At 59.1% G+C, this 24,278-nt stretch carries 20 protein-coding genes; 5 read left to right on the plus strand and 15 right to left on the minus strand.

The features are described 5' to 3' along the window. Positions 1–201: 201 nt before the first annotated feature. The 6 genes from PD282_RS23060 to nfsA all read right to left on the minus strand — a co-directional run bounded on the left by PD282_RS23060 (position 202) and on the right by nfsA (position 9,000). Positions 202–2,223 carry a beta-galactosidase gene (locus PD282_RS23060; protein ID WP_420832373.1) on the minus strand — a complete coding sequence of 674 codons (2,022 nt, stop codon included), beginning with the start codon at positions 2,221–2,223 and terminating at the stop codon, positions 202–204. 326 nt (positions 2,224–2,549) lie between these two features. After that, entirely contained in the window at positions 2,550–4,220 is a 1,671-nt protein-coding gene (locus PD282_RS23065; protein ID WP_274653568.1) for a type 2 periplasmic-binding domain-containing protein, read from the minus strand. 106 nt (positions 4,221–4,326) lie between these two features. Further along, the gene (locus PD282_RS23070; protein ID WP_274653570.1) at positions 4,327–5,964 is read right to left on the minus strand and encodes a response regulator transcription factor; all 1,638 of its coding nucleotides are present in this window, start codon (positions 5,962–5,964) and stop codon (positions 4,327–4,329) included. Further along, on the minus strand, positions 5,961–7,712 hold the full coding sequence (locus PD282_RS23075) for a sensor histidine kinase (RefSeq protein ID WP_274653572.1): 1,752 nt from the start codon (positions 7,710–7,712) through the stop codon (positions 5,961–5,963). The genes PD282_RS23070 and PD282_RS23075 overlap by 4 nt, the downstream gene beginning before the upstream one ends. A 136-nt stretch (positions 7,713–7,848) precedes the next feature. Further along, on the minus strand, positions 7,849–8,013 hold the full coding sequence (locus PD282_RS23080) for a hypothetical protein (protein WP_274653574.1): 165 nt from the start codon (positions 8,011–8,013) through the stop codon (positions 7,849–7,851). 240 nt (positions 8,014–8,253) lie between these two features. Beyond that, positions 8,254–9,000, minus strand: a complete 747-nt coding sequence (gene nfsA, locus PD282_RS23085) for an oxygen-insensitive NADPH nitroreductase (protein ID WP_274653576.1) — start codon at positions 8,998–9,000, stop codon at positions 8,254–8,256. A gap of 207 nt (positions 9,001–9,207) precedes the next feature. On the opposite strand from nfsA, the gene PD282_RS23090 reads away from it, so the two are divergent. Then, positions 9,208–9,837 carry a DUF6518 family protein gene (locus tag PD282_RS23090; RefSeq protein ID WP_274653578.1) on the plus strand — a complete coding sequence of 210 codons (630 nt, stop codon included), beginning with the start codon at positions 9,208–9,210 and terminating at the stop codon, positions 9,835–9,837. Between the two features lie 174 nt (positions 9,838–10,011). Here the strand turns inward: PD282_RS23090 and PD282_RS23095 are convergent, their stop codons facing one another. After that, complete coding sequence (locus tag PD282_RS23095) at positions 10,012–10,821, minus strand: phytanoyl-CoA dioxygenase family protein (RefSeq protein WP_274653580.1); 810 nt, start codon at positions 10,819–10,821, stop codon at positions 10,012–10,014. 185 nt (positions 10,822–11,006) lie between these two features. Between PD282_RS23095 and PD282_RS23100 the strand changes: the two genes are divergently transcribed. The 4 genes from PD282_RS23100 to PD282_RS23115 all read left to right on the plus strand — a co-directional run bounded on the left by PD282_RS23100 (position 11,007) and on the right by PD282_RS23115 (position 14,264). Continuing rightward, positions 11,007–11,822 (plus strand): helix-turn-helix domain-containing protein, encoded by an 816-nt coding sequence (locus PD282_RS23100; protein ID WP_274653582.1) that lies wholly within the window; start codon positions 11,007–11,009, stop codon positions 11,820–11,822. A gap of 182 nt (positions 11,823–12,004) precedes the next feature. Continuing rightward, a complete protein-coding gene (locus PD282_RS23105; RefSeq protein WP_274653584.1) occupies positions 12,005–12,796 on the plus strand; it encodes a peptidylprolyl isomerase in 792 nt (263 codons plus the stop codon). Positions 12,797–12,967: 171 nt separating this feature from the next. Further along, positions 12,968–13,873 (plus strand): ArsR/SmtB family transcription factor, encoded by a 906-nt coding sequence (locus PD282_RS23110; protein WP_274653586.1) that lies wholly within the window; start codon positions 12,968–12,970, stop codon positions 13,871–13,873. Between the two features lie 28 nt (positions 13,874–13,901). Continuing rightward, positions 13,902–14,264 (plus strand): VOC family protein, encoded by a 363-nt coding sequence (locus PD282_RS23115; RefSeq protein WP_274653587.1) that lies wholly within the window; start codon positions 13,902–13,904, stop codon positions 14,262–14,264. 12 nt (positions 14,265–14,276) lie between these two features. Here the strand turns inward: PD282_RS23115 and PD282_RS23120 are convergent, their stop codons facing one another. The 8 genes from PD282_RS23120 to PD282_RS23155 form a co-directional block, all read right to left on the minus strand. Then, positions 14,277–15,317: a phosphotransferase gene (locus PD282_RS23120; protein ID WP_274653589.1), complete on the minus strand. Its 1,041-nt coding sequence runs from the start codon at positions 15,315–15,317 to the stop codon at positions 14,277–14,279. 58 nt (positions 15,318–15,375) lie between these two features. After that, positions 15,376–15,897: a hypothetical protein gene (locus PD282_RS23125; RefSeq protein ID WP_274653591.1), complete on the minus strand. Its 522-nt coding sequence runs from the start codon at positions 15,895–15,897 to the stop codon at positions 15,376–15,378. Between the two features lie 141 nt (positions 15,898–16,038). Then, on the minus strand, positions 16,039–16,875 hold the full coding sequence (locus PD282_RS23130) for a carbohydrate ABC transporter permease (protein WP_274653593.1): 837 nt from the start codon (positions 16,873–16,875) through the stop codon (positions 16,039–16,041). 6 nt (positions 16,876–16,881) lie between these two features. Beyond that, entirely contained in the window at positions 16,882–17,832 is a 951-nt protein-coding gene (locus tag PD282_RS23135) for a carbohydrate ABC transporter permease (RefSeq protein ID WP_274653595.1), read from the minus strand. 32 nt (positions 17,833–17,864) lie between these two features. Further along, positions 17,865–19,205, minus strand: coding sequence for an ABC transporter substrate-binding protein (locus PD282_RS23140; RefSeq protein ID WP_274653597.1), 1,341 nt, complete (start codon positions 19,203–19,205; stop codon positions 17,865–17,867). A 101-nt stretch (positions 19,206–19,306) separates the two neighbouring features. Next, on the minus strand, positions 19,307–21,085 hold the full coding sequence (locus PD282_RS23145; protein ID WP_274653598.1) for a cache domain-containing sensor histidine kinase: 1,779 nt from the start codon (positions 21,083–21,085) through the stop codon (positions 19,307–19,309). A gap of 15 nt (positions 21,086–21,100) precedes the next feature. Beyond that, entirely contained in the window at positions 21,101–22,711 is a 1,611-nt protein-coding gene (locus tag PD282_RS23150) for a response regulator (RefSeq protein WP_274653601.1), read from the minus strand. Positions 22,712–23,326: 615 nt separating this feature from the next. After that, positions 23,327–24,250 (minus strand): nucleoside hydrolase, encoded by a 924-nt coding sequence (locus PD282_RS23155; RefSeq protein WP_274653603.1) that lies wholly within the window; start codon positions 24,248–24,250, stop codon positions 23,327–23,329. Positions 24,251–24,278: the final 28 nt, after the last annotated feature.

Raw genomic sequence — 24,278 nt, forward strand, 5'->3', positions numbered from 1 at the left:
GCCGCACATATTGCCGCGAGGTATCGTCCTCAAAACCTGCTGCCGCATTTGCTCGCCGCGAGGCATCTTCTTCAAAAACCTGCTGTCGCATTTGCTCGCCGCGAGGCATCTTCTTCAAAGCCTGCCGCCGCATTTGCACGACGTAAGCCGGGCGCACCGCCCCCCGCTCACGCAGGCTTGCCGCACCGGCGGCCGCTGCGATCAGCCCCGTGCCGCGCGCTTCAAAATCCGCACGCCGTGCATGTCGAGGGCGAGCTCGCCGCTTACCGGTTCGCCCGACTCGACGTCCGTGTAGGCGCAGCCGTCCAGTTCGATCCGCTGCGCTGCGCCGCTGAAATTGAGAACGAACACGTAATCGCGCTCCCCGTCCGTGCGCACCTGCGCCGTCACGCCGGCCGGCAGCTCGGTGTCAAGCGCACGGCGGATGCCGGCTTCGGCGGCGAGCCTGCCGTAGAAGGCGCCGTAGAACGGCTCGTCCGTCCGCGCCGCCAAATAATACGCCTTGCCATGCCCGAACCTGTTAACCGTCAGCGCCGGGCGGCCGGCGTAAAAGTCGTCCTCGTACACTGCCAGCGTCTCGGCGCCTTCGGTATGAATCAGCTCGCACAGCTCGCGGGCCTCGTACGAGCCGCCAAGCCCGAGCGCATTGCCCTCCAGCAGCGCAATGCCGTTGCGGTCGTGATCGTGCAGCCCGTCGATCTCCTCGGCCCAGATGCCGAGCGTCTTCCGCAGCGGGCCGGGAAAGCCGCCGAGGTGGCACAGGTCGTTCTCGTCGACGACGCCCGACCAGTACGTGACGACGAGCGTTCCGCCGCCTTCGACGAACCGTTCGAGCCGCCTGCCCGTCTCTTCCCGCAGCAGATAAACCATCGGAGCCACGATGAGCTTGTAGCCGCCGAAGTCGCCTGCCGCGCCGATGACGTCGACCGGCACGCCCATATCCCAGAACGCCCGGTAATGCTGCATCACGGTCCGTTCATAGCCGATATCCTTATTGCGCGGACCCTGCGCATCCTTAACCGCCCAGCGGTTATCCCAATCGAACAGTATGGCGGTTTCCGCCTTTACGCCCGTACCGAGCACCTCCGTCAGCTTCGACAGCGTCTCTCCCAGCCCGGCGACATCGCGGAATACCCGCGTATGCTCGTGGCCGGCATGGTCGACGACCGCGCCGTGAAATTTCTCGGAGGAACCGCGGCTTTTGCGCCACTGGAAATACTGCACCGTATCGGAGCCGTGCGCGACCGCCTGCAGCGAGGACAGACGGTGCATGCCCGGCCGCTTCAGCTTGCTGACCGGCTGCCAGTTCGTTTGGCTCGGCGTGCTTTCCATCAGCATGAACGGGCGTCCCTTCAGCGAGCGGAACATGTCGTGGTCGAACGCAAACCAGGCGGCAACCTCACGGTCGCTTGCGGCCTCATGCCAGGTCGGGTAAGCGTCCCACGAAATGACGTCGAGAATCTCGGCGAACTGCCGGTAATCGAGCCCGTCGAACAGGTCCATCATGTTCGCCGTAACGGGAAGATCCGGGTTCACGGCTCTAAGCGGCGCGATTTCCGCCTTGCAGAAATCGATCGTCTGGTCGGAGACGAAGCGCCGCCAGTCGAGATTCAGCCCGTGCACCGCATTTTCGCCTTGCGGGGACGGCGATTCCACCTGCGCCCAGTCCGTATAGGTATGGCTCCAGAACGACGTCCACCAGGCGAGGTTCAGCGCGTCCAGCGAGCCGTATTTGTTTTTCAGCCAGCCGCGGAACGCCTCCTGGCAGTAATCGCAGTGGCACTCGCCGCCGTATTCGTTGGACACGTGCCAGCCGACGACCGCCGGGTGCTGCGAATAGCGCTCCGCCAGCTTGCGGTTCATGACCGCGGTCTTCTCGCGGTAAACCGGCGAGCTGTAACAGTGGTTGTGGCGCGCGCCGTGCAGATTGCGCACCCGGTTCGCGCGGACGCGAAGCACCTCCGGATAGCGCTGCGACATCCAGGCCGGACGCGCGCCGCTCGGCGTCGCCAGCCAGGCGTAAATGCCGTTCTCCGCGAACGTATCCAGCAAGCGGTCCAGCCATCCGAACGTGAACACGCCCTCCTCCGGCTCCAGTGCGCTCCACGCGAAAATGCCGACGGACATCACGTTGCATTTGGCCAGCTTCATAAGCCGGATGTCTTCCCGCAGCACCTCCGGGTCGTGCAGCCATTGGTCCGGGTTGTAATCGGCCCCGTGCATAAAGGCCGGAAGCTTGCCGCTGATCGGCGGAAATTTGGTCGTCAATGGAATTTCTCCTCTCGTTTTCCGGTTAAAATATAACAATGAGTCCGTCATACAGCGAGCCGAACAAACGCCGCTGATTCCTTATGCCATAACGAGCGTTTCCGGACAGAAGCCGCCCATAGGCCGTACACAAACGTTCTGTAAAAAAGGATACAGGATCGGGACCTGGAGCGCACCTATAAAAATTTGATCTGCACGTTTGTGGAAAGCGGCCTGCACGACTGCGCAAACGCCGCACCGCCTGCGCCGCCCGGGCCGTCGCTCCGCCAGCGGAATCGCCGTTAGTAATGAACGCCGGCGTACCAGCCGTTCACTTCCTTCGTCATCGCATCGCCGCCGGACGTTCTCCACGCATGCACGAAATTGTCAAAGGCGGCGGCGCTTTTGCTGCCGTAAATGATTTCGTTGAACGTCTGCAGCTCCAGCTTGTTCAAATAATCCAGCTTGCTCTTCATCGTCGGCGTCATCGGGCCGGTGAACTTGTCGGTCAGCGAAATGCCCGGCTGCGACAGGAGCACCTTGGCCGCGTCCGCCGTTTCCGGGCCGTAGGTGTTGGCGATCTCCGTCTCCAGGCGCGTCACCGGCTTCTGCCCGCCGGCAAGCTTCATGATCGACCTCATCTGGGCGTCCGGAATGCGGGCGCCGTCGCGGATGAGCAGATACCGCACCGAGTTAACGTAGCCGCCCGGAATTTTGCTGCCGAACAGCGGGCTGCCGTTGGCGTCGATGTCGTAATCGTAGCCCTTGAACAAGCCGAGATCGAACGGGCTTCCCGGCTGCGGATCGGCAAAATTGTCGAAGAGGTAATTTTCATACGTGAACAGCGCCTCGGGGTGCTTCATCTTCTTGTTGATCAGCACGACCCCGTTCGTATAATTCGTGCCGTGGCGAAGCGCTTTGCCGCTTGGACCGGTCGGGATCGGGTACGGCTTCCATACGGCGTTCGGGGCGTTCTTCGCCGTATCCTGCAAGGGCCAGCCACTCATCCAGTATGGCCCCGGAATGATGCCCGCCGTCCCTTCGACCGCAGGCTCCGCCGTCTTGTTCTCGTCCCACAGCGCCGCTTCCTTCGGAATATAGCCTTTTTCGTACCATTCATGGAGCTTCTGCAGGCCCATCTTCATGCCCGGCTGGATCGAGCCGTAGGCAAGCCTGCCGTCTTTGCCGAGGTTCCACTGCTGCGGAATGGTGCCGTAGGCGCCGAAAATCCAGGACGGGTCGCCCATCCACGTATTCATCGAATTTTTGAAGCCGATGCTGAGCGGGATAACCTCGTCCGGCGTAAGGCCGTCCGGGTTGTGGTTTTTGAACGCGTCCATCACCTGCTCGAGCTCGCCGATCGTCCGCGGCGCTTTCAGGCCCAGCTTGTCCAGCCAGTCCTGGCGGATCCAGAGCAGGTAATCGTGGTTGTAGGCGTAATCGAGCACCGGAATGCCCATTCGCTTGCCGCCGCGGATATACGGATCCCAGACTGTCGGGTCAAGGTTCATCGCTTTCTTCCAGGTTGCGTTCGCGTATTTATCGAACAGGGCGCCGGCGTCGGCGAAGACGCCCGAGTCGATCATGTCCTGGGCGAGCTGCGCGTCGCCGATCGTCACGACGTCCGGCATTTCCTGGCCGGAGGACAAAGCCAGGCGCAGCTTCGTGGCGAAGGCGCCGTTCGTATCGGTCACGGACCAGAGCGTCCGGATGTTGATGCCGAACTGACGGAGCGCCCATCTCGTCGCGACGTTGTTCTCGATCGTTTCGTTGTTTTTGAACGCCAGCGCCGGATCGACGGCCCATACGGTCGAAATCGTGACCGGCGGATCGTATTTGGCCTTCATGACGCCGGTCTCCTGCGCCGGATCGCTTGGCCGGACGGCCGCGCCCCCGTTTCCCCCGCCGTCGCAGCCCGTAAGCAGCACCGCCAGCAATGTTGCCAGCACCGCTGTTCCCGATAACAGCCTCATGCCGCACCTCCTCCCCTCGTATCCGCCGCCTGTCTGCCCGCCGGGGGCCGCCCCGGCAGCCGCAGCCCCCGCCCTGCAGCCGCGGCCGCGCCTTCAAGCCTGCCCGTCACTGGTCGCGAAATTCGTTCGGCGTCACGCCGTACGCCTTTTTGAACATTTTGCTGAAATATTGCGGATTCTGGTAGCCGAGCTCGCTTGTGATCTCATATATTTTTTTGTTGCTGTTCTTCAGCAGGTACAGCGCCTTCTCCATCCGCATCCGGATCATATAATCACCAAGGCTTTCACCCGTCTCCGCCTTGTAAATTTTGGACAAATAGACGGGATGGAGAAAGACGCGGTCGGCGATCGTCTTGACCGACATCTCGTGCCCCAGTTCGCCGGAGACGATCTCCTGCACCTGGCGGATAATGAAGCTCTTCGTATGCGTGTCGCTGGCGGACAGCTCCGTCCTGATCGTATCCAGCATGCCGATCGACCACTGCCTTACGTAATCGAGCGAATGGATCAGGCTCGGATCCACCAGAGGATTTCCTCCCGTCCGGTCGAGGCGGTAGATCGAATGCCCCTGCTTGTGCGCCATATACATGAACGCATTCGTGACGGACAAGAAAACCTCCACCAGGTTTTCCCCGGTATATCGCCTCTGCTCCAGATCGTCGAACACGTCGGTTATTTTCCGCTGCGCGGCGTCCCATTGATTCGATTCGAGCAGGTGGATCAGCGCCGGCGGCTTGTACAGCAGCTCGATCGATTTGACCGACGAGCCGCGGTCCATGTACCGGTCGCCGGCAAAATAGATCGCCCCCGGCTCCCCCTGCCTGTCCAGCAGCTGGGCGCTCAACCCGGTGCGGTAAGCCTCGGCGATATCGTCGGGAAACGCGAACCATTCGGTCACGTGAATGGAGATATCCGCCTTCAAATAGTTGCCGACATTACGCTGAAACGCGCGCACTTTATTTTCCAGGCTCGCCCGCCGCCGCTCTTCGTAATCGCCGCGCTCAATGCTCCGGCGAAAATCGGGCTTGATCGCCGCGAGCAGCGCCAGGCAGTTATGCGGCGTTTTCGTATGCGTCAGGTGATATTCGCCGGCGAACACCTCCTCCGCGATGTTGCCGACGGCATATTCCATGAGCGACATCGAATGGTGATCGAGGCCGGCAAATGCCGTCTCCGGCTGAACGAGCAGCAGGACGGCAATGTCTCCGGCCTGAAAGGGCAGCTCGTACTGGCTCAGCTTGCTCTGCACCGTCCGGCGCGACATCCTTCTGCCGAGCAGCAGGTCCTGCATGAAGTTCGCGCGAAGGACCGTCAGGTCCGTTTTCCGCTTGTAGAGCAGCTGGTTGTATTTATCCGACTGGTTCCACTCGTCCTTGAGCGATTCGATCGCATTCGTCACGCTCAGCACAAATTCTTCGTCGCTGACCGGCTTCAGGATATAATCGAACGCCTTCAGCTGAACCGCTCTTTTGGCATACTCGAAATCGGAATGGCCCGTCAGGAGCAGGCACCTCAGATCCGGCCAGCGTCTCAGCGCCTCCTCGATCAGCTGCAGCCCGTCCATCTCCGGCATCCGGATATCCGTCACGAGAATGTCCACGGACTGCTCGGCCAAAATGTCCAGCGCCTCCTGCGCCGAGGCCGCCCGGTAGACGCTCGAAATCCCGATCTCGCGCCACGGGATCGTCAGCTCCAGGCTTTCCGTCACATAAGCTTCGTCATCGACAAGCAAAATTTCAATCATGCGCTCTCTCCATCCGTTTCGCTCTGCTCCCGCGTCGTCCAGGCGATCGTCGCCTTGATGCCGCCGAGCGGAGATTGGTCAAGCTCAAGCCCCGCCCGCTGGCCGAACCGCAGCTGCAGCCGCTGATGCACGTTCCAGAGGCCGCACCCCATTTCTTCGTCCATCGGCATGCCCAGCTTGCGCTTCAGAAGCTCCCGGTCCGCTTCGCTCATTCCGGCGCCGTCGTCCTCGACCGAAATGCGGAATTCGCCCTCCGCATATTCCCCGGCAATGCGAATGCGCCCCGCATTCGCGCGTCTTTCGATGCCGTGGATGACCGCATTTTCGACAAGCGGCTGCAGCACCAGCGGCGGGATGCTCAGCCTCCTCATGCGCAGCGGGATGTCGATTTCGCCCTGCAGGCGGCTCATCCGCATGTTCTGGATGCTCAGGTAGCTGCTGACGAAGTCGAGCTCTTCGGCAAGCGGCACCAGCTCGCGCTCCTGCCGGGTCGTATACCGGTAATAGCGGGACAGGTTCTCCGCCATCGCGACGACGGCCCCGTGATTGCGCAGCTTCGCCATGCTCGAAATGAACGAGAAGCAGTTGTAAAAAAAGTGAGGGTTGATCTGCGACTGAAGCTGCTTCAGCCGGGCTTCGCGCACATGGATTTTTTCCATCAGCACCTTTTCGAACAAATCCTGAATTTGCTCGACCATCATGTTGAAGCGGGTGAAGACGAAGCCGAACTCGCCCGGTCCCCGCCCGGTCAGGCGGACGGAATAATCGCCGTTCTTCAGTCGTTGGAAGCTGTGCACCAGCCGTTTCAGCGGCACCTGCACCTGCGCATAGAGCAAATAGGCGGCCAGGCAGCTCATGAGCAGCAGGCAGCCGACCGCGTAATAAAACAGCCGGTTCGTCTGCTCGATCGGCTTCACGATCGTCGCAAGCGGCATATAGTCGATCAGGTACCAGCCCGTCGTCTCGGAGCTGACCACGTTGACCAGGTACGAGCTGCCGCCCAGGCGGATCGTCCGGCTTTCGTCCTGCAGCTTGTCCGCCGACAGCGCGGCGACCAGCCGGTCCGCCAGCTTCCGGTCGGCCGTCCGGTTATAAATCGTGCCCGTGCCTTTCTTGTACAGCAGCGGATCGCTGCGGCCGGCGCTTTTGAACTTGTCGAGCATGTCCTGGATGCTGGCGCTGTCGAACTGCACCTCGATAATAATATCCGCGTTCTCCGGATGCGGCAGGTCCGAATAGGGATACACGGTGATGAGCGAAAATTTATACGCTTCCTGTCCCGGGTTCCCCGTCCGGATCACCTGCCAGCCCGGCTTCAGCCGCTTTTTCAGCTCTTGTTCGTCATACCGGCGCACATCGTTCACCGTAATAACCCGCCGCAGCGCCGGCGAATAGATGAACAGGCTGCTCCGCCAGTTCGACGAGCTTTCCTGAATGTTCAGCTTCGTCTGGATGCGCTTGACCAGCGTAATCGTATCCAGGTCCAAATACCGCTCGTACGAATAAATGTCCTTCAGGCTCAAAATGTCCGGATCCTGGATCAGCAGGTTCGGCCAAAGCGCCAGATTATCCATGTTAGCGTTTACCTGATTTTGAAAAAATACAAGCTGGTTCGTATTGGACCGGTTTAGCTCCGACCTCAATACGCGCGTGCTGGTCTGATTCGAGTAAAAATAAAGTCCGACGATCGGGACGAGCATAATGAGGAGCAGGACGACCATTTTTTTGAACAGATTGTACTGGGGCATTAGGCACCGCCTCGTCGAATGGTGTCGATAGCCTCATTGTAAGGAAGACGGCGGGCCTAGGCAATGGAAACCGGCCCCTCGCCCGGAGGGTAAGGGGCCAGGGCCGCTGTGCTCTAATCGCCCATATTTGCGGCCGTTACCGGGAAACGCGGAAATCGTCAATGCGCCCGCCCCGATCCCCGTTGTCCGTGCGCTTCGCCGCCTCCGCCGCCGCACGCCCGGGTGTGAGGCCGCCCGCCGCGGTGCAGACGGCGAGGACAAGCATCAGGATAAAGCCTGCCGTTCTCCGAACTCGTTTCACATTGAACCCCTCCTCTGAAATGGTACGCTTGCAGCCGCGTATCTCCACTATCCATTTTAGGCGGAGCCGCGAAGGGGCAACATGGCATAAATCCAAGGTATACGCACTTTTCATATCCACTATGAGAACGATAAGAGAAGAGGCATCCGCCGTCCCCGCTTAACTTTGCCCGGAATAAAAAAAAGAGCCGGCCGCCGCCTGCATTTCAAGCAGGTCGGAGCCGGCTCCCGAGTATGGATCTCAGATCAAACGAAAGCCTTGTCCATGCAAAAAATCGTGCAAATGCGGGCGCAGCGGACCCTGCGCCATACGCGCGGCCACTTCCTTCGACCAGACCGTATCCCGTCCGCCGCCTGCGCGGCTGTTATAATACGCTTGCATGGTCTCGTCGTACTGACGGATGCCGTCTTCGATCACTTCGCCGGAATACGACTCGCGGTGATAAACCGCCGAAAGCGGCAGGCGCGGCCGGTGGTCGGGCTCTTGATCCGGCACGCCGATGCACATGCCGAACAGCGGGTAGACCAGCTTCGGAAGCTGCAAGAGCTGCGCGACGTCCCGCGGATTGTTGCGGATGCCGCCGATATAGACGATGCCGAAGCCGAGCGACTCGGCGGCGACGGCGGCATTCTGCGCGGCGAGAGCGGTATCGACCGTCGCGAGCACGAACGCTTCCGTCGTCATGTGGATTTCCGCATCCGCGTCGTGCAGCTTGGCCGCCGTCTGGAGCCGGTTCAAATCGGCGCACCAGACGAGAAACTGCGGGCATTCGACGATATGCTTCTGGTTTCCCGCCAGCTCGGCCAGCCGCGCTTTGCGCTCCGGATCCGTCACGCCGACGATGCTGTACGCCTGAATGTTCGACGACGTGGACGCCGCCTGCCCGGCGGCGATAATCGTCTCCAGCTGCTCCTGCGTAACGGGAACATCCGGCTTGTATTTGCGGATAGACCGGTGGGCGAGAAGCCTTTCGATTGTACCGTTCATGATGGTTTCCTCCATTCGTTCTAAATTAAGTCCGTTTCCCTCCCATTGTACTCCCGGCAAGCGGTTTTTTGCCAGTCGAAACGCCGGCCAAACTTAATCGGGACCGATCTCGTCATCTAATGAACGAGAGACATCGGCCGGTTTCGGGCCGTTTCCGCTCAGGGCTGCCCGTCCGGCCGGCTCAAAAGGAGATGCCGGAGCATAGAGTTGCAGGAGGAGATGGTTTCGCTGGGGAATCTGTATCGAAAATGGATCGAAATCGGCGCTGCCGTCATCGGGCTTACCATCGGCATATTGACGGTGTTCGGCCAGCAGGTGCTTCCGGGGCAATGGAATTCGCTTGCCAATTCCGTATCCGTCTGGTTGACGCCCGCTTTCTTTGCCGCGGCACCGGGCTCCTCGAAAACGCGGGCCGCCATGGCCGGCATCTTCGCGCTGCTTGGAATGGTGGCCGGCTACTACGTCTATGCCATGTTCGTTCAGGGCGTTGCGCACTCGGCGTATTATATGCTGGTCTGGAGCGGAGCGGCGGTCGCCGGGGGAATCGTGTTCGGAATTGCAGGCTGCCTGTGGAAAAACGGCGGCGGCCGAAGCCGTGCTTGCGGCAGCGCGATAATAGGCGGCGCATTCGTAGCGGAGGGCCTGCATCTGTTTATGAACTTTGCCGATTACAGCCATATGACAGATGTCGGGACTGCGCAAGTCGCGATCGGGTTCGTCCTCGCGCTCGGACTGGAACGATCGCTCAAAGCCCGCGGCGCCGCGCTGATCGCGATGCTTCCCGTCGTATCTTTGGGCCTCATCGGCTATCAAATCCTGGACAGTCTGACGGGCTGACGCACGGAAATCGCCTCATATACAAGGCGGCAGCCCGCCGGCATCCGATTGTTTCGCGAACGCAAAAAGGAGAACGTCCTGGAAAACAGGGCGGTCCCCTATGTGCAATTTACAGCCGGCTTACGCGGCATACACCGCAGCCAAACGTCCTCACTGCCGGCTTACGCGGCATAATCAGTGCGGGTAGAGCGGCGCAAATTCGGAGCCGCACGGCCCCCCGTCGCTGTTCGCCTCAAGGTCGACCGCGGAGCCGTCCGCCCGGAACAGCGGGCGGTAATAGCCCGAAATGGCGGTCGCAGACTCGTTCGCGTAGTGGCAAATGAACGCCCGGCGGAAGCGGTCCTTCGATTTGTTCCGGTAGGAGCCGTGGATGAGATTGCCGTTGAAGAACAGCACGTCCCCCCGGTCCATAATGGCCGGGATCGCTTTCTCCTCCTTCGGCGGTTTTACATAATGCGACGTAAACGATTCCTTCGCGTCCGCAAGCTCCGGACAAACGATCTCGTAATCGTTCGTTTTCGGCACGACCAACAGCCCGCCGTTCTCTTCGTCGGCCGCATCGATCGCCGTCCAGGCCGCGATGCAGTTGCCCGGCTCGACCTTCAAGTAGAAGTTGTCCTGATGGAGCGCCTGTCCGCGCGAGCCCGGCGGCTTGTAATAGAACATGCTCTGCGCGGCGAGCGCTTCCTCACCGTACAAATCGGCAAGTACGTCCAGGACCGGCCGGTGCAGCATATATTTTTTGGCGGTCTCGTCGAACCGGTGCGGATGCACGATACGCGGAAACCGCTTCAGCGGGTCGGTGTTCTCCGGGGACATATCCGGCTCAAAGTAGCCCGGCACCGTCCGGCTGCCGATGTGCTCGAACGTCCGGTCGATTTCGCGCAGCTCCTCGTCCCTAAACAATCCTTTTACGATCAAATAGCCTTCCGTGTCAAAATGGCGTTTCTGCTCCGGTGTCAGCGAGCGCAGCGTCGTGTTCATTTTTACGGTCCCTCCTGTTCGTCATGGCGATGGATGCCTTGTATTCAGCATACCGCGGGAAGCGCCCTTCAGGAATGATCAATGCTGTCAAAAAGTCACACGATTCTGCTATTATGCTGGCGCTCCGGGGCGGATATCGGGTATGCTGGACGGAGGAAACGGTTAACCGGAAAGGAGCGGAGCAAGTGAAAGATATCGAACGTCCGGCCGCGGACGACGGCGAACCGCAGGGCATCGTCATCGCCGGCTATTTTCACGAGCCGGATACGTACGCCATTCGGCGTCCCCAAGGCTTTCGGGACTGGCTGATCGCGTATACGCTTGGGGGCGAAGGATATTTCGCCGTTCCCGGGCGGGAACCGCTGCGGTGCGGGGCGGGGGACGTCACGCTGCTCGCGCCCGATACGCCGCACCGGTACGGCACGGCGAAGGACGCGAAATGGCATTTCGTATGGGCGCATTTCTCGCCGGGGCAGGTGGAGTCCGGGCTGCTGCCGGAGGAGCCGCTGTCGCAGCAGCGAATCGAGAACGAGCACGTCCGCAAACGGATTTACCGGGCGTTCAGGCGCATTCTGGCCGATTCGCGCGAGCGCAGCGATTATTGGAACGAGCTGTGCCTGAACGCGCTGCGCGAAGTGCTTATGCTGCTCGCCCAGCGGAAGCGCCGGGGCATCGACCCCCGCGTCGAGGAGGCGCTGCACCTGCTGTCGCTGCGGATGCGCGAGCCTGTGCGCGTAGGCGAGCTGGCGAAGGCGGTCGGCGTCTCCACGTCGCGGCTGTCGCACCTGTTCAAGGCGGAGACGGGTCTGTCCATCGTCGATACGCTGAACCGGATGCGCGTCCGCCAGGCGGCCCTCCTGCTCGAGCATTCCGGCCGCAGCGCCGCCGAGGTCTGCTACGACGCCGGCTTCCAGAACTATAACCATTTTATCAACCAGTTCCGCAAATGGGCCGGCATGAGCCCGAGCGCGTATAAGAAACGGATGCGGCCGGAGGGCTAGCGGGAAAACCGATTGAAATTACAGCTCGTAAAATTGGATGCGCCTTTTCTTTACCCTCAGCTTCAGTCCTCGAATTTATAACTTTACGGCCGCTCCTCCCGCCCCCTCCCGGACAAGCTGGAGATGACCTCCCGCGCTGTGCTATGATGTGGAAGGACAATACAGGTTGAGAGGATTTCGCTATGCGCAACATCATGACGCGGCGCGCGGCATGGCTGATCATGCTGGCGGCTTTCGTCCTGCTCGCGGCCGGCTGCGGGACGAAGCCCGCTTCGAACGCGAATGCGGGATCATCGGCCGCAGGCTCGAATGCAGCCGGCACGAACGGGTATGCGAATGCCGGCGCGGGAAATTCGGGCACGAACGCCGGAGCCGGGACTTCGGATACGAACGCGGCTTCGCCCGGGACAAACGACTCCAAAGTCGATCCGGACATCCAGAAATTCGGCGCCAAGAACGACCCGATCGTCACGATCGAGATGGACAGCGGCAAAACGATCAAGATCGAGCTGTTCCCGAAGGTCGCGCCGAACACCGTGAACAATTTCATATCGCTCGTGAAGAAAGGGTTTTATGACGGCACGATTTTTCACCGCGTCATTCCGGGCTTTATGATTCAGGGAGGCGATCCGGACGGAACGGGCGCAGGCGGACCCGGCTACGGCATCAAAGGGGAGTTCTCGGGCAACGGCGTCCAGAACGACCTGAAGCATACCCGCGGCGTCATCTCGATGGCCCGCGCCGAGGACCCGAATTCGGCGGGGTCCCAGTTCTTCATTATGGTGGCGGACGCGGATTACCTTGACGGGCAGTACGCCGCCTTCGGCAAAGTGATCGAAGGCATGGACACGGCGGACGACATCGTCAACCTGCAGCGCGATGCGAACGACAAGCCGCTTACGCCGCCGGTCATGAAGAAAGTGACGGTCGATACGAAGGGCGTCGACTACAAGGAACCGGACGTCATCAAATAGCGCCGCAAGGACACCCGGACGTGATCAAATAGCACGTTTCGCCCCGGCCCGATTCTGTTCCGCAGAACCGAGCGAGCGGGGCTTTTTTTCGCCTGCTTTTCTAAACAAATAAGTTGATTAGTTAACTACAGGGTTATATAATGGAGAAAAATGAATGCCGGAGGCTAAAGGATGAACGTGCAGGTTCACAGCCGCAACATGCCGTTTCTCGAATGCTTCTCGTCGGAAACGCGCGTCAAAATCATCGAGCTGCTCGGCGAGCAGCCGATGAACATTAAAGAGCTTGCCGAAGCGCTCGGCATCTCCTCCGCTATCGTAACCAAGCATATCCAGAAGCTGGAGGACGCCGGCATCGTCGGCACCGAAAGCGTATCCGGCACGAGAGGCCGGCGGAAGGTGTGCCGGCTCCTTCCGGAATCGGTCACGCTGCAGTTCAAGACGCGCGAGCTGTCGGACCGCGACCGCTACGAGGTTTCGATCCCGATCGGGCAGTACTCGGCCTGTCAGGTCAAGCCGACGTGCGGTCTCGCGTCGGAAGACGCCGTAATCGGCATGATCGACGACCCGCGTTATTTTTCGGACCCGGACCATATCCGGGCCAAGCACATCTGGTTCGGCAGCGGCTATCTCGAATACCGCATCCCGAATTATTTGGTCGGCAGCCAAAAGGTGCGCAGCCTGTCGATTTCGCTGGAGATATGTTCGGAAGCGCCCGGCTACAACGAAAACTGGCCGTCCGACCTCACCTTTTACTTGAACGGGATGGCTGTCGGCACCTGGACGTGCCCCGGCGATTTCGGCAGCACGCCCGGAGTCTATACGCCGCAGTGGTGGGCGCACGGCACCCAGCACGGGCTGCTCAAAACGATCCATCTCCGGCCGGACGGCTCGTATATGGACGGCGTTCGAATGTCCGACGTGAAAGCCGGCGATCTGTCCATCGGCGTCGGCGAAGACATCCGCTTTCGCATCGCCTGCCACGATTCGGCCCGCCATTGCGGCGGCGTCAGCCTGTTCGGCCGGCAGTTCGGCAATTACGATCAAGAAATCGAAGTAGCCGTGTATTACGAAGATTAATCTCGATTCTCGGGGAGGAATCACGAGCATGAAAACCGTCAAACTGCGCCCGTTCGTTCCGTCGGGCAAGGATTATTCGCTTGCTCAGCGCTTTTTCGAGGAGCTTGGATTCGAACGAACGTATTCCGACGACAGCCTGACCGTTTACCGGACGGGAGAACAGGAATTTTTATTGCAGCATTTTCATCACGAGGAGTTCCAGCAGAATTATATGCTCGAGCTTGCCGTCGACAGCCTCGATGAATGGTGGGCGCACATTCAGGCCCTAGAGCTGACGGAAAAATACCCGATCAAGGTGAAGCCGCCGACGGTTTACCCTTGGGGAAAACGCGAAATACATCTGATCGATCCTGCGGGAGTCTGCTGGCATTTCTCCGAACCGGCCCGTTAGCCGGACGAAAGCCTATTCCTGCTGCTGCTGCACCCGCCCGATATCGGATTCCGCGCTTTGCCACCGGTCCAGGCAGTGATGTTCGATCATTTCCAAATCGTTGACCGTCTGTTCGGCGTTCGTATTGCGGTGCAGGATGTTCGCGATCCAATTCGTCAAATTGCTGAGATGATGACGGTAGATGTAAAAGCGGAGGAGGCCGGCTTGGAGCGAGACCGGCCGGCCGAGCCGCTTCCGGTACGAAGCGATAAATGCCGTGAACGTTTCCCCGAGGAACGGGAACAAATCGCGTTCGCGCGGGGCGTAAATCATCGCCTCCCAGTCGATAAAATAAAGCTCTCCGTCCGGAGCCGAGATCAGGTTGCCTCCCCAAATATCCCCGTGGCAGAACACCTTTTCCGATTCGGTGAAACTCGCATTCGAACGAATGTCCTGCAAAAGCTCCAGCAGCCCGGCAATTTCCGCCTGTTGGGGCAGCACCAATTCCCGCAGCCGGGTCCGGTACGGATCTCCGCCCGTTCCATTCCGGTCCAGTTCCCGCAAATAGCCCGTCAAGTCCGGCGCGAACGAGAGATCGAACGTCTCGCGTTCGTACGGCGCATCCGCCTTCGGGAGCGGGGCGAAGGACTGGTGGATCATGGCGGTGGAATCGGCGATTCTCCTCATAACCGCTTCCGGGAACGGGTAAGCCCCGGCCAGCGTTTCCCCGTCGATAAATTGAAACAGCGCCACGGTCAGCCCGCGGGAGAGCTCCGCCTTGAAACGGCCCTCAGCCGTGCGGATCGGACACGACAGCCGCGTGAAAATTCCGCGCTCGTATACGTTCCAAATAAACGGCATATACAGGTCGAGCCGCTCGGCTCCCGCCTTCTGGCGCGCGTTGGCCAGGTCGAACAGCTTCATGTAGCAGCGCCGTCCCTCCCCGTCCGACGCCAGGTACGAATAGGCGGAGTCCCCATGCGGAATGAACGACAGCTCCCGAATATGCAGCCCGTAATGTCGGTTCAAACCGTCGATCAGCACATTGTCCCGTATCGCGTACTTGACCTTCATTCTTTCCCCTCCCCGCCGGGCTCAGCGGATGAACGCCCCGTTTGACGGCGGGCAGCTCTTAACGGACGGGATTGCCGGCTTCCTGCGGCAGGCTGTTCACCCTCCAAATTCCCTCGCCCGCTTCGTTCACGCCCGTTTTGACTACTTCGAACGCGCTGCCTTTGCCCCGCTTGAAAGGCTGAATTTGCTGGCCCGTCACATGCTCGTACAGCCAAGCCCGGAATATATACGTATTCGCGTCGGCCTGCCGTTTCCCCTTCAGCTCGAAGGCTTCGTGATGCGGATTGGACGTGCCGACGAAAAACGCGAACAAGCCGTTTTCGCCCGCTTCCCGTTTCACTTTGTCGGTGACCAGCGCCGTTCCGGCCGCAAGATCGCGGTTCAGCCACGCCTGCAGAAACTGGTCGGCGGTGCGCAAAGCGAACAGATAATCCGTCGTCACTTCCAGCCCGGACTTTTTGTCGTCGGGCCGCTGGGTATCCGGTTCGGCGAATGCGAGCGAGGATCCGGTAAACATCCCCGTCGTCAGCAGAAGTACCGCCGTCAAAACGGTTATCGTTCTTCTCATTCTGATTCGCATCGATGCAAGCTCCTTTTAGCAGAATGTGATCGTTCACCATCGATTATTCCCTAAAATTCGCCAAGCATAATCGGCGGACATAAAAGCCCCGATTCGCAAATGGAATCGGGGCTTTCATGGATAGCGATATTGGGAAGGAATTTATCCTTTAATTCCCGAGAACGTAATGCCCTGGATAAACGCCTTCTGTACGACAAAGTAGAGAACGATGATCGGCAGCGTAATCATGACGTTGGCCGCCATCATCATCTGCCACTCCGCGCCGTGCTGCGTCAGGAACGAGGACAGACCGAGCATCAGCGTATACTGCGATTCATCCGACAAGTAAATGAGCGGTCCCTGGTAATCGGTCCAGCTGCCGATAATTTGAAACAGCGCGACCGTCAGCAGCGCGGGCTTGCACAGCGGAAGCATGATCCGCGAATAAATGCGCATCTCCGAAGCGCCGTCAATCCGTCCCGCGTCCTCCAGCTCCCTCGGCAGGCCCATAAAAAACTGGCGCAGCAGAAAGATGTAGAACGGAGCCCCGAAGAACGCAGGCAGCCACAGCGGGACGTTCGTTCCGACCATGCCCAATTTTTTAAAGACGATAAAGATCGGAATCATGGTCACCTGATACGGCAGCATCATGAGGATCAGCGTAATCCCAAACAGCGGCTTCGAGCCCTTCCACGGAATGCGCGCCAGACTGTAGGCGACGACCGGGCAGGACAGCAGGACGCCGATCGTTGCCAGCGCCGTGATGCCGAGCGTGTTGCGCAAATAGGTGAAGAACGGAAAATAACCAATCGCATCCGGGTAATTGCTCCACATGAGCGTGCTCGGAATCCATTTCGGCGGCCACAGAAACAGCTCGGTATCCGGCTTCAGCGACGTCGAGACGAGCCACAGAAACGGAGAAAGGAAGAACAGCCCGAATAGGATGAGAAACAGATGCGTGACCAGATTTTTGGATCGCTGCGCGGTCATATTTTTCATAGCGGCTCATTCCTTTCCCTGGTAATGGACCCAGCGTTTCTGCGTGATGAATATGAGCACCGTCAGCAAAGCCACAATGAGGAACAGAATCCACGCCATGGCCGAAGCATACCCCATCTTCAAATAATTGAAGGCGTTCTGGTACAAATACATGACGTACATCGTCAGCGAGTTAGCCGGCGAACCGGTACCGTTCGTCAGCGTATACGGCAGGACGAAATTTTGCATGGCGCCGATCGTGCCCATGATGAGGTTAAAGAAGATAACCGGCGTCATGAGCGGAAGCGTGATATGGCGCAGCTTCAGCGCCGTGCCTGCGCCGTCCACCTCCGCCGCATCGTAATAATCCTGCGGGATATCCTGCAGCCCGGCCAGGTAGATGACGATCGCCTGCCCCACGCCCCATACGCCCATCAGAATGAGCGACGGCTTGGACCAATGCTCGTCGCCGAGCCAGCCCGGTCCGGAAATGCCGATCTTCTCCAGCCAATAGTTGACCAGACCGAACTGCGGATTGAGCAGCCAGAGCCAAATGATCGTCGTCGCGACGGCGGGAACGAGGCTGGGCAGAAAGAAGATCGTCCGGTAGATGCCTTGTCCCCGAATCTTCGTATTCAGCATCAGCGCCAGGCCGACGCCGACCAGAATGTTAAGCGGCACGGAAATGAATGTATAGTACAGCGTATTGTAAATACTGATCCAGAACGTGCCGTCGGCCATGAGATCCTTGTAGTTACCGCCGCCAACCCATTGCCCCGGGTCGAGAATGCTGTACGTCGTAAAGCTGTAATAAATCGACATCACGAGCGGATAGGCGCTGAATATGAGAATGCCGAGTATCCATGGCAGAGCGAACAGGAAGCCGTACAACGACATTTTTCGCTCGTACGAGGAGGACCCTCGCTTGGCTGCCCGAACGGTTTTGACCGTGCCTGCCACATTGTCGTTTGCGGCCATTTTCGTCTCCTTTCTCCGGAACGCCAGGGACGTCAGGATTGCGGTTGAGATACTTTTGCCAGTTCGTTATCCACGTTCTTCTTCACTTCATCCAGCAGCGCTTGCGGCTGGCCCTTGCCGTTGATCGCGAGATCCTGCACCCGGGCCAGTTCGTCCCACAGCTTCTGGCCGACCGGCGTGACCGGGCGGAATTTCGCCGTCGGCATCAGGTCAAGGAACACCTTCAGGTTCGGGTTCTGGTCCATCTTCAGCTCTTCGTTGACCTTCGGCATTGCGGTAATATCGTTCGTGCCGTCCGGACGCTTCGCCCAAAGGAGCGTTCCGTCATGGCCGGCGATAAATTTCATCAGCTCCCATGCCGCTTCCTTATGCTTGGCGCCTTTCGGAATCGCGTACGAGAACCCGCCGGACCAGGTCGTGGACGGCAGCCCTGCCGGCGACGGAATCGGCGTCACGCCCCATTCGAAGTTCGGCTTCATTTTCGCCAAATCGTTCAGGATCCAGTTGCCGTCGACGATAAAGCCGACTTTGCCGGTCCAGAACGGATTGATGCCGGTTTGGCCCATCGCGTTGGAGAAGCTCGACAAGGTTGCGATATTGTACTTCTTCGCGTAGCTGACCATCCATTCCAGCGCCTTGACGTTCTCCGGATTGTTCGGCGTCAGCTGGCCGTTTTCTTCGAATTTGCCGCCGAACGCCCAGCCGTACGTATAAATAAAGCCTTGGTTCATCCAGGGAATGAAGCCGATTTCGTCGTATTTGCCGCCGCCGGCTTTTTTGAACATTTTTGCCGACATCGCGTCCAGCTCGTCCATCGTTTTCGGCGGCTTGTTCGGGTCGAGGCCCGCTTTCTGCATCAGCGTTTTGTTATAATAAAGCGCCCGGGCGTCCGTTCCCCAAGGCAGCGCGTACACCTTGTTGTTGTAAGTCGCTTCCGCCCATACGCCGGGGTAATAATCGTCCTTGTTGATTCCGTCCCGGTCGATCAGCGGCGACAGATCCTCAAGCGAGCCTTTGGCGGCCCAGGAGCCGACCATAAACCGGTCGAGCTGCGCGACATCCGGCGGATTGCCGCCGGCAATCGACGTCAGCAGCTTGTCCGTCCCCTCGACGTAGGTCATTTTCACCTTAATATTCGGATGGGTTTTTTCGAATTCGTCAATGACATATTTCTGGTAATCGTTCTTGAAATCGCCGCCCCAGTTGACCCAGAAATCGACGGTCGTCGTCTGTTCGCCGCTCTTTCCGCTGCTGCCTCCGCTGTCCGACGTGCCTCCTTCGGCGGAGTTGCCGCCGCTGCCGCATCCCGAAAGCGCTACTGCGGCCGTCAAGAGCGTAGTGGAAAAAAGAATGAACGGTTTCCGATTGATCATGAAGATCCTCCCTTTTGGTTTCGAATGCTTCTTTCTTATTGTAAAGGCTTACTTTGGTCCTGTATGGCAGGTGATTTTTGTTTTTACCGGGTGTGATTTTGTCATTTTCTGTTCATCGGCAGCAGCACCGTCACCTTCGTGCCCGCGCCGAGCACGCTCTCGATCTCGAGTCCGAACCCGCTGCCGTAAATCAATTTAATGAGGGAATTGATGTTTTTCAGCGCAAAATTGCTGCCCTCCCGGTTCTTTTCGCCATCCTTCAGCGCTTCCCGGATTTCGTTCAATTTGCCCGGGGTTATGCCGACACCGTCGTCGGTGACGACAAACTGCAGGTTATCCCCGACCCGGTTCCACGCGATGGCGACGCTGCCCTTGCCCCGCTTCTTCTCCAGCCCATGGAAAATGGCGTTCTCCACGATCGGCTGGAACGCGAACTTCAGCACCTCGCATTCCGCCAGCTCCCGGTCGGCGGAGACGGACGTTTCGATCCGGTCCCCGAAGCGGATTTTCTGGATCTCGAAATAGTTGTCGATCAGCGTCATAATTTCGCTCACCTTGACAAACTCCCGGCCTTCGCTGAGACTCGCCCGGAAATAATTGGACAAGGAAAAAATCATCGTGCCGATCTCGTCCACCTTGTAAATTTTCGATATCCAGCGAATCGAATCGAGCGTGTTGTACAAGAAATGGGCGTTCATCTGGGAGGCGAACATCTTGAGCTGGAGTTCCTGCTGCAGCAGGCGCTGCACGTACAGCTCGTCGATCAAAGCTTTGATCCGCGCGATCATCCCATTGAAGCCGCGGGACAAAATGCCGAATTCATCCTTGCGGTGGGCGCTGATCTGAATCTCGAAATTGCCCTTCTTTGCTTCCTGCATGCCCCGCAGCAGCTGCTGCACCGGCTTGTTGAGCTGCCACGCCGCGAACAGGGCGTACCCGACGGCCACGGTCATAAATCCGGCGGCCAAATAAAGCGTAAACCGCCCCACCATCCGCGATTCCTGAACGAGCTCTTCCGCAGGCACGAGGCCGACCAGCTTCCAGCCGTTCGACAGTCCGGCGTGCATAACCATCATCCGTTCGCGCCCGATCTTCTTCGTTTCGATCCGGGAATCCTGGCCGGACAGCCGGAACGGAATCGTTTGCAGCAGCATGCGGCTGTCCCGGTTGCCGACGATCCGGTTGTTCCCGTCCACGATCATCGTGCTGCCCGAATCGCCCAAATTAATTTGCGACAAAATGGTTGCCGGATCGATTTCGATCAGCATGACGCCGATGATCCGGTTGAGATTGTTCATGTCCTTGATCGCCCGGCCGAAGCAGAATACAGGCCCCTGCCAGCGGTCGTCCGCCCAAGGCTTTGGAACCAGCGATTTCCGCATGCCGAACCAGACGACGCGGCCGTCCCCGCGAATGATGTCCCGATACCACGCCTGCGACCGGATCGCAGCCGTCGGGGCCGGAATCGGACTGTAGCCGGTCGAATATTTGTACGAATTCGCATATTCGCCGAAAATGTACAGGTTGACCAAATCATTTTTCGAATTGAGCAGGTTGGCGATAAAATCGCCGATTTCTTTGTTCGTCTCGTCCCGCTCGTAATTGTCCGTGAAATCGTCTTTAATGCTTTGCTGCAGCTTCTTGCTTCCTAATAAATAGAAGGATCTGGTGCTGTATTCCTCCATGATCAGGTCGAGACGCTCGCCCGACTGCCGGATCGCCTGCTGCGTAATGGAGCCGACCTTCTCCTGAATGATGCGGGTCGATTTGTTGTAAAAATAAAAGCCCATGATCGCGATGCTGACGGAAATGCCCACAAAACAGAGAAAAAACAAGCGGTGTCCGACGGACGTCCATTGAAATTTCGGCAGCCATTTCATCCTCCGGCCGCCCCCTTACAGTCCGTGCTCGCGGAACTGAACCGGGGGTATCCCTTCCAGCTCCTTGAATACTTTCGTGAAATGACGAACGTCGGTGTAGCCGACGGCGGCGGAAATTTCGTAAATTTTGAGCGTGGTTTCCTTCAGCAGCTGCTTCGCCCGCTCGATGCGCGACCGGACGATATATTTGCTGAACGTTTCGCCCATTTCTTCGTGGAATATTTTGCTGAAGTAGGAGTGGTTCAAATAGAGATGCTCGGCTACGTCGCCCAGGGTGACCGGCTCGTCCCGGTGCTGATCCATATACTGCAGCGCCCGCTCGATAATCCATTTGCGGCTGCGCTGCGGCCGGCTCTCCGGACGCTGCCGGCGCAGCTCGGCGAGCAGCGCCTCCTCAAGCCCGCTCAACGTGCACAGCGGAAGGCGGAAGGAAACGGCCTGCTCTTCGGTTGAAGGGCGGCGGCAAAGATGCGAATTTTGCTTGGCGTTGACATTTTGAAACAGCAGCCTTAAGCCTCGGATGACCGTCAAAGGAAGGTAACGCTCCCGCTCGGCGTGTACATGCGCGACGAGCTCGCGGACCAGCTGCTCCTGCAGCTTGGCGTCGCCCGCCTTCAGCGCGGATGCGAAGCGCGTGTCCCAGCCGGCGGGGCCGAAATAAGGCGCGCCCGCTTGCTGCGAAGGAGCGCCTTTCGCAATGCCTCCGCCGTCGTAAAACCAGAAAGAGACGCCGTGCAGCGCCTCCTCGTAAAGCTCCGGAAGCTGGGCGAGATCAGCCTCCCTCTCCGAATAGCCGATGGCGATCCGGATGCCGAGCATCTGGCCGGCTTGGGCAATCAGCCACGGCAGCCTGGAAGCGATAGCCGGTTCCGCAAGGCCGGCCGGAGGCGATTCGGACTGGAGCAGGGCGAGATCGGCTTCGCCGGCGCTTTTCCGTTCCGCGAGCGGGATGGCCAGCAGGGGACCGAAGCGGCGCCCCGTTTCTTCCATTATGTTGCCCAGGGCGTATAGGATGAGCGCTCGGTCGCGGGCCGTCTCCGCCTTCCTCCCCCAATCCGTCACCTTAACGGCGAAGGCGCGAATTGCGCGCGGATCGAGATCGAGCCGCAGCGCGCGCAGCTGCTCCTCCAGCCTGCCGGCCGTATACGGCTCGCGCGAGAGCAGCATGTCGAACAGCCGCTGCCTGGCGAGCAGCATCGATTCGCGTGCCGACCGGGCGAGCGTGTGCAGCTCCGCCTCCTTCGCCCGTTCCTGCTTCAGCTCGCGCACGCAGCGCCGAACGACGTCCAGGATACTTTCCTCCTGAAAAGGCTTGAGGATATAGTCGAACGCCCCGTTTTTCAGCGCGTCCCGCGCATACTCGAATTCGCTGTAGCCGCTCATGATGATCACCTTCGTTTCCAGCTTCTGCTTCCTCAGCTCTTGCAGCAAAGCGATACCGTCCATAACGGGCATGACGATGTCGGTAATGATGATGTCCGGCGCGTGCAATTCGACCATCCGGAGCGCCTCCTCGCCGTCCGCTGCCTCGCCCATCAGGCGGATGCCTTCGGCCTCCCAGTCGATCGTCCCGCACAGCCCTTTTCGAATCCAACGCTCGTCCTCTACGATCAGCAAGGAAAACATGTTATTCCTCCTTTTTTGTATTCGCTTTCACAACCGATTTTTGTAGGGTCCGTTCACTCCGATTTTTCTTATTCATCCGCTCCTTCACGTCAGATTTCGTCACATTGCAGGACTCAGATGTACCCAATAATTTAACATATAGGCCTCGATGCCCGCATTAGGAATTTGTGGATTCATTTTATTCAAAATTGCGACATTATTCGTTGGATTTCGCAGCCGGATGTCGTGAATTTTGACCTTTTTCCTCCCTTAGCAGGATATGGCGGAGCTGCCAATTGATCCGTTATGTCCGGTTCACTTTCCACAGATTCCCTTTCTCCCTGCCTACGGCGGGAACCCGGGCGCAAGGCTTCGCCAGGGCGGGCAAACGGGTGTGTTTTCACGACACAAAAAAAGACAGCCCCAAGCGTACAAGTACGTTTGGCGCTGTCTCTTTCGAGCGCGATTCCATTGAAACTAAGCTGAAATTGCTGCATTCGCCGGGGGACCCGGCGGCGGCTTCACGTACAGCCGAAAGCGTTCCGACTGGGCTGCCTAACTCAGCGGCCCGCCTTGTCAGGCGGGGGGATGCGTTTTAACCCAGGCAAAAAGGCATGGCGGCAATGCGGGTTACGGTCAGTCCGCGTTCCGCAGTTTGCCGAACAGATCGGTGAACACCTGGTCGCGGTGAATATGGCGGACAACGCGAATCAGGTGCCGCGTAGGGTCGGCGCTCCAGCGAAAGTCCGCGGAGAGCACCGGGCTGTGGACGAGCGAGCTCGGGCACCAGCCGTCGTTCAGCAGCCACGCGACCGCCGAAATATCCCAGATAACGCGGGAATAGCCGAAATGGTCCGCGCTGCATGCTTTGTACGTCTCGTATAAATAATCGCCGAGCTGGCCGCTACCCCGCACATAATCGCGCATTTCCGAAAGCGTCGTCAGCAAATGGGAGGCTGCGCCCATACACGGAATCAGCACGAGCGGAACGCCGCTGTCCAATACGATGCGCGAAGCGTGAAGGTCCTGCGCCAAATTAAACTCGTTCGTGTCCGGCCAATGAAGCGCATTTCCGCCGAGCCAGACGATGACGATCTTCCCGGCAATGCGCGGCTCCATGGCAATCGCCGAGGCGATATTGGTAATCGCCCCGATCGCGACGACGTAGAGCGGGTCGTCATCCGGCGAAGCCATCGCCCGCCGGACCAAATCGCGCGCCGCCTCGCTTTCCACAGGCGTATCGGGGCCCGGCAAGTACGCCGTGGAGCCACGAAGGATCGGGGTGCCGGACATTTCCGGCAGCAGCGATGCGATTTTGTGCAGCTCCCGGTAGCTCTTCTCCATGCCGTCCTCCGGTCCGCTCGACAGCTCGTTATGGAACGGCGCCGCATAGAACGCTTCGATCTTCAACCTTTCCGGGGATTTGACCGCATACGCGATGGCGAACTGGTCGTCGATTTCGTTGTACGTATCCGTATCGAGCACCATGCGGATGCGCCCGTTCGGAAAAGCGAGCCGCCGGATCCGCTTGTCCTCGGTCATCTCTGCATACCTCAGCATAACCGTTAACCTCCTTCAATTCACGTCC

This window comes from Paenibacillus humicola (assembly GCF_028826105.1).
Taxonomy (GTDB): Bacteria; Bacillota; Bacilli; order Paenibacillales; family Paenibacillaceae; genus Paenibacillus_Z; species Paenibacillus_Z humicola.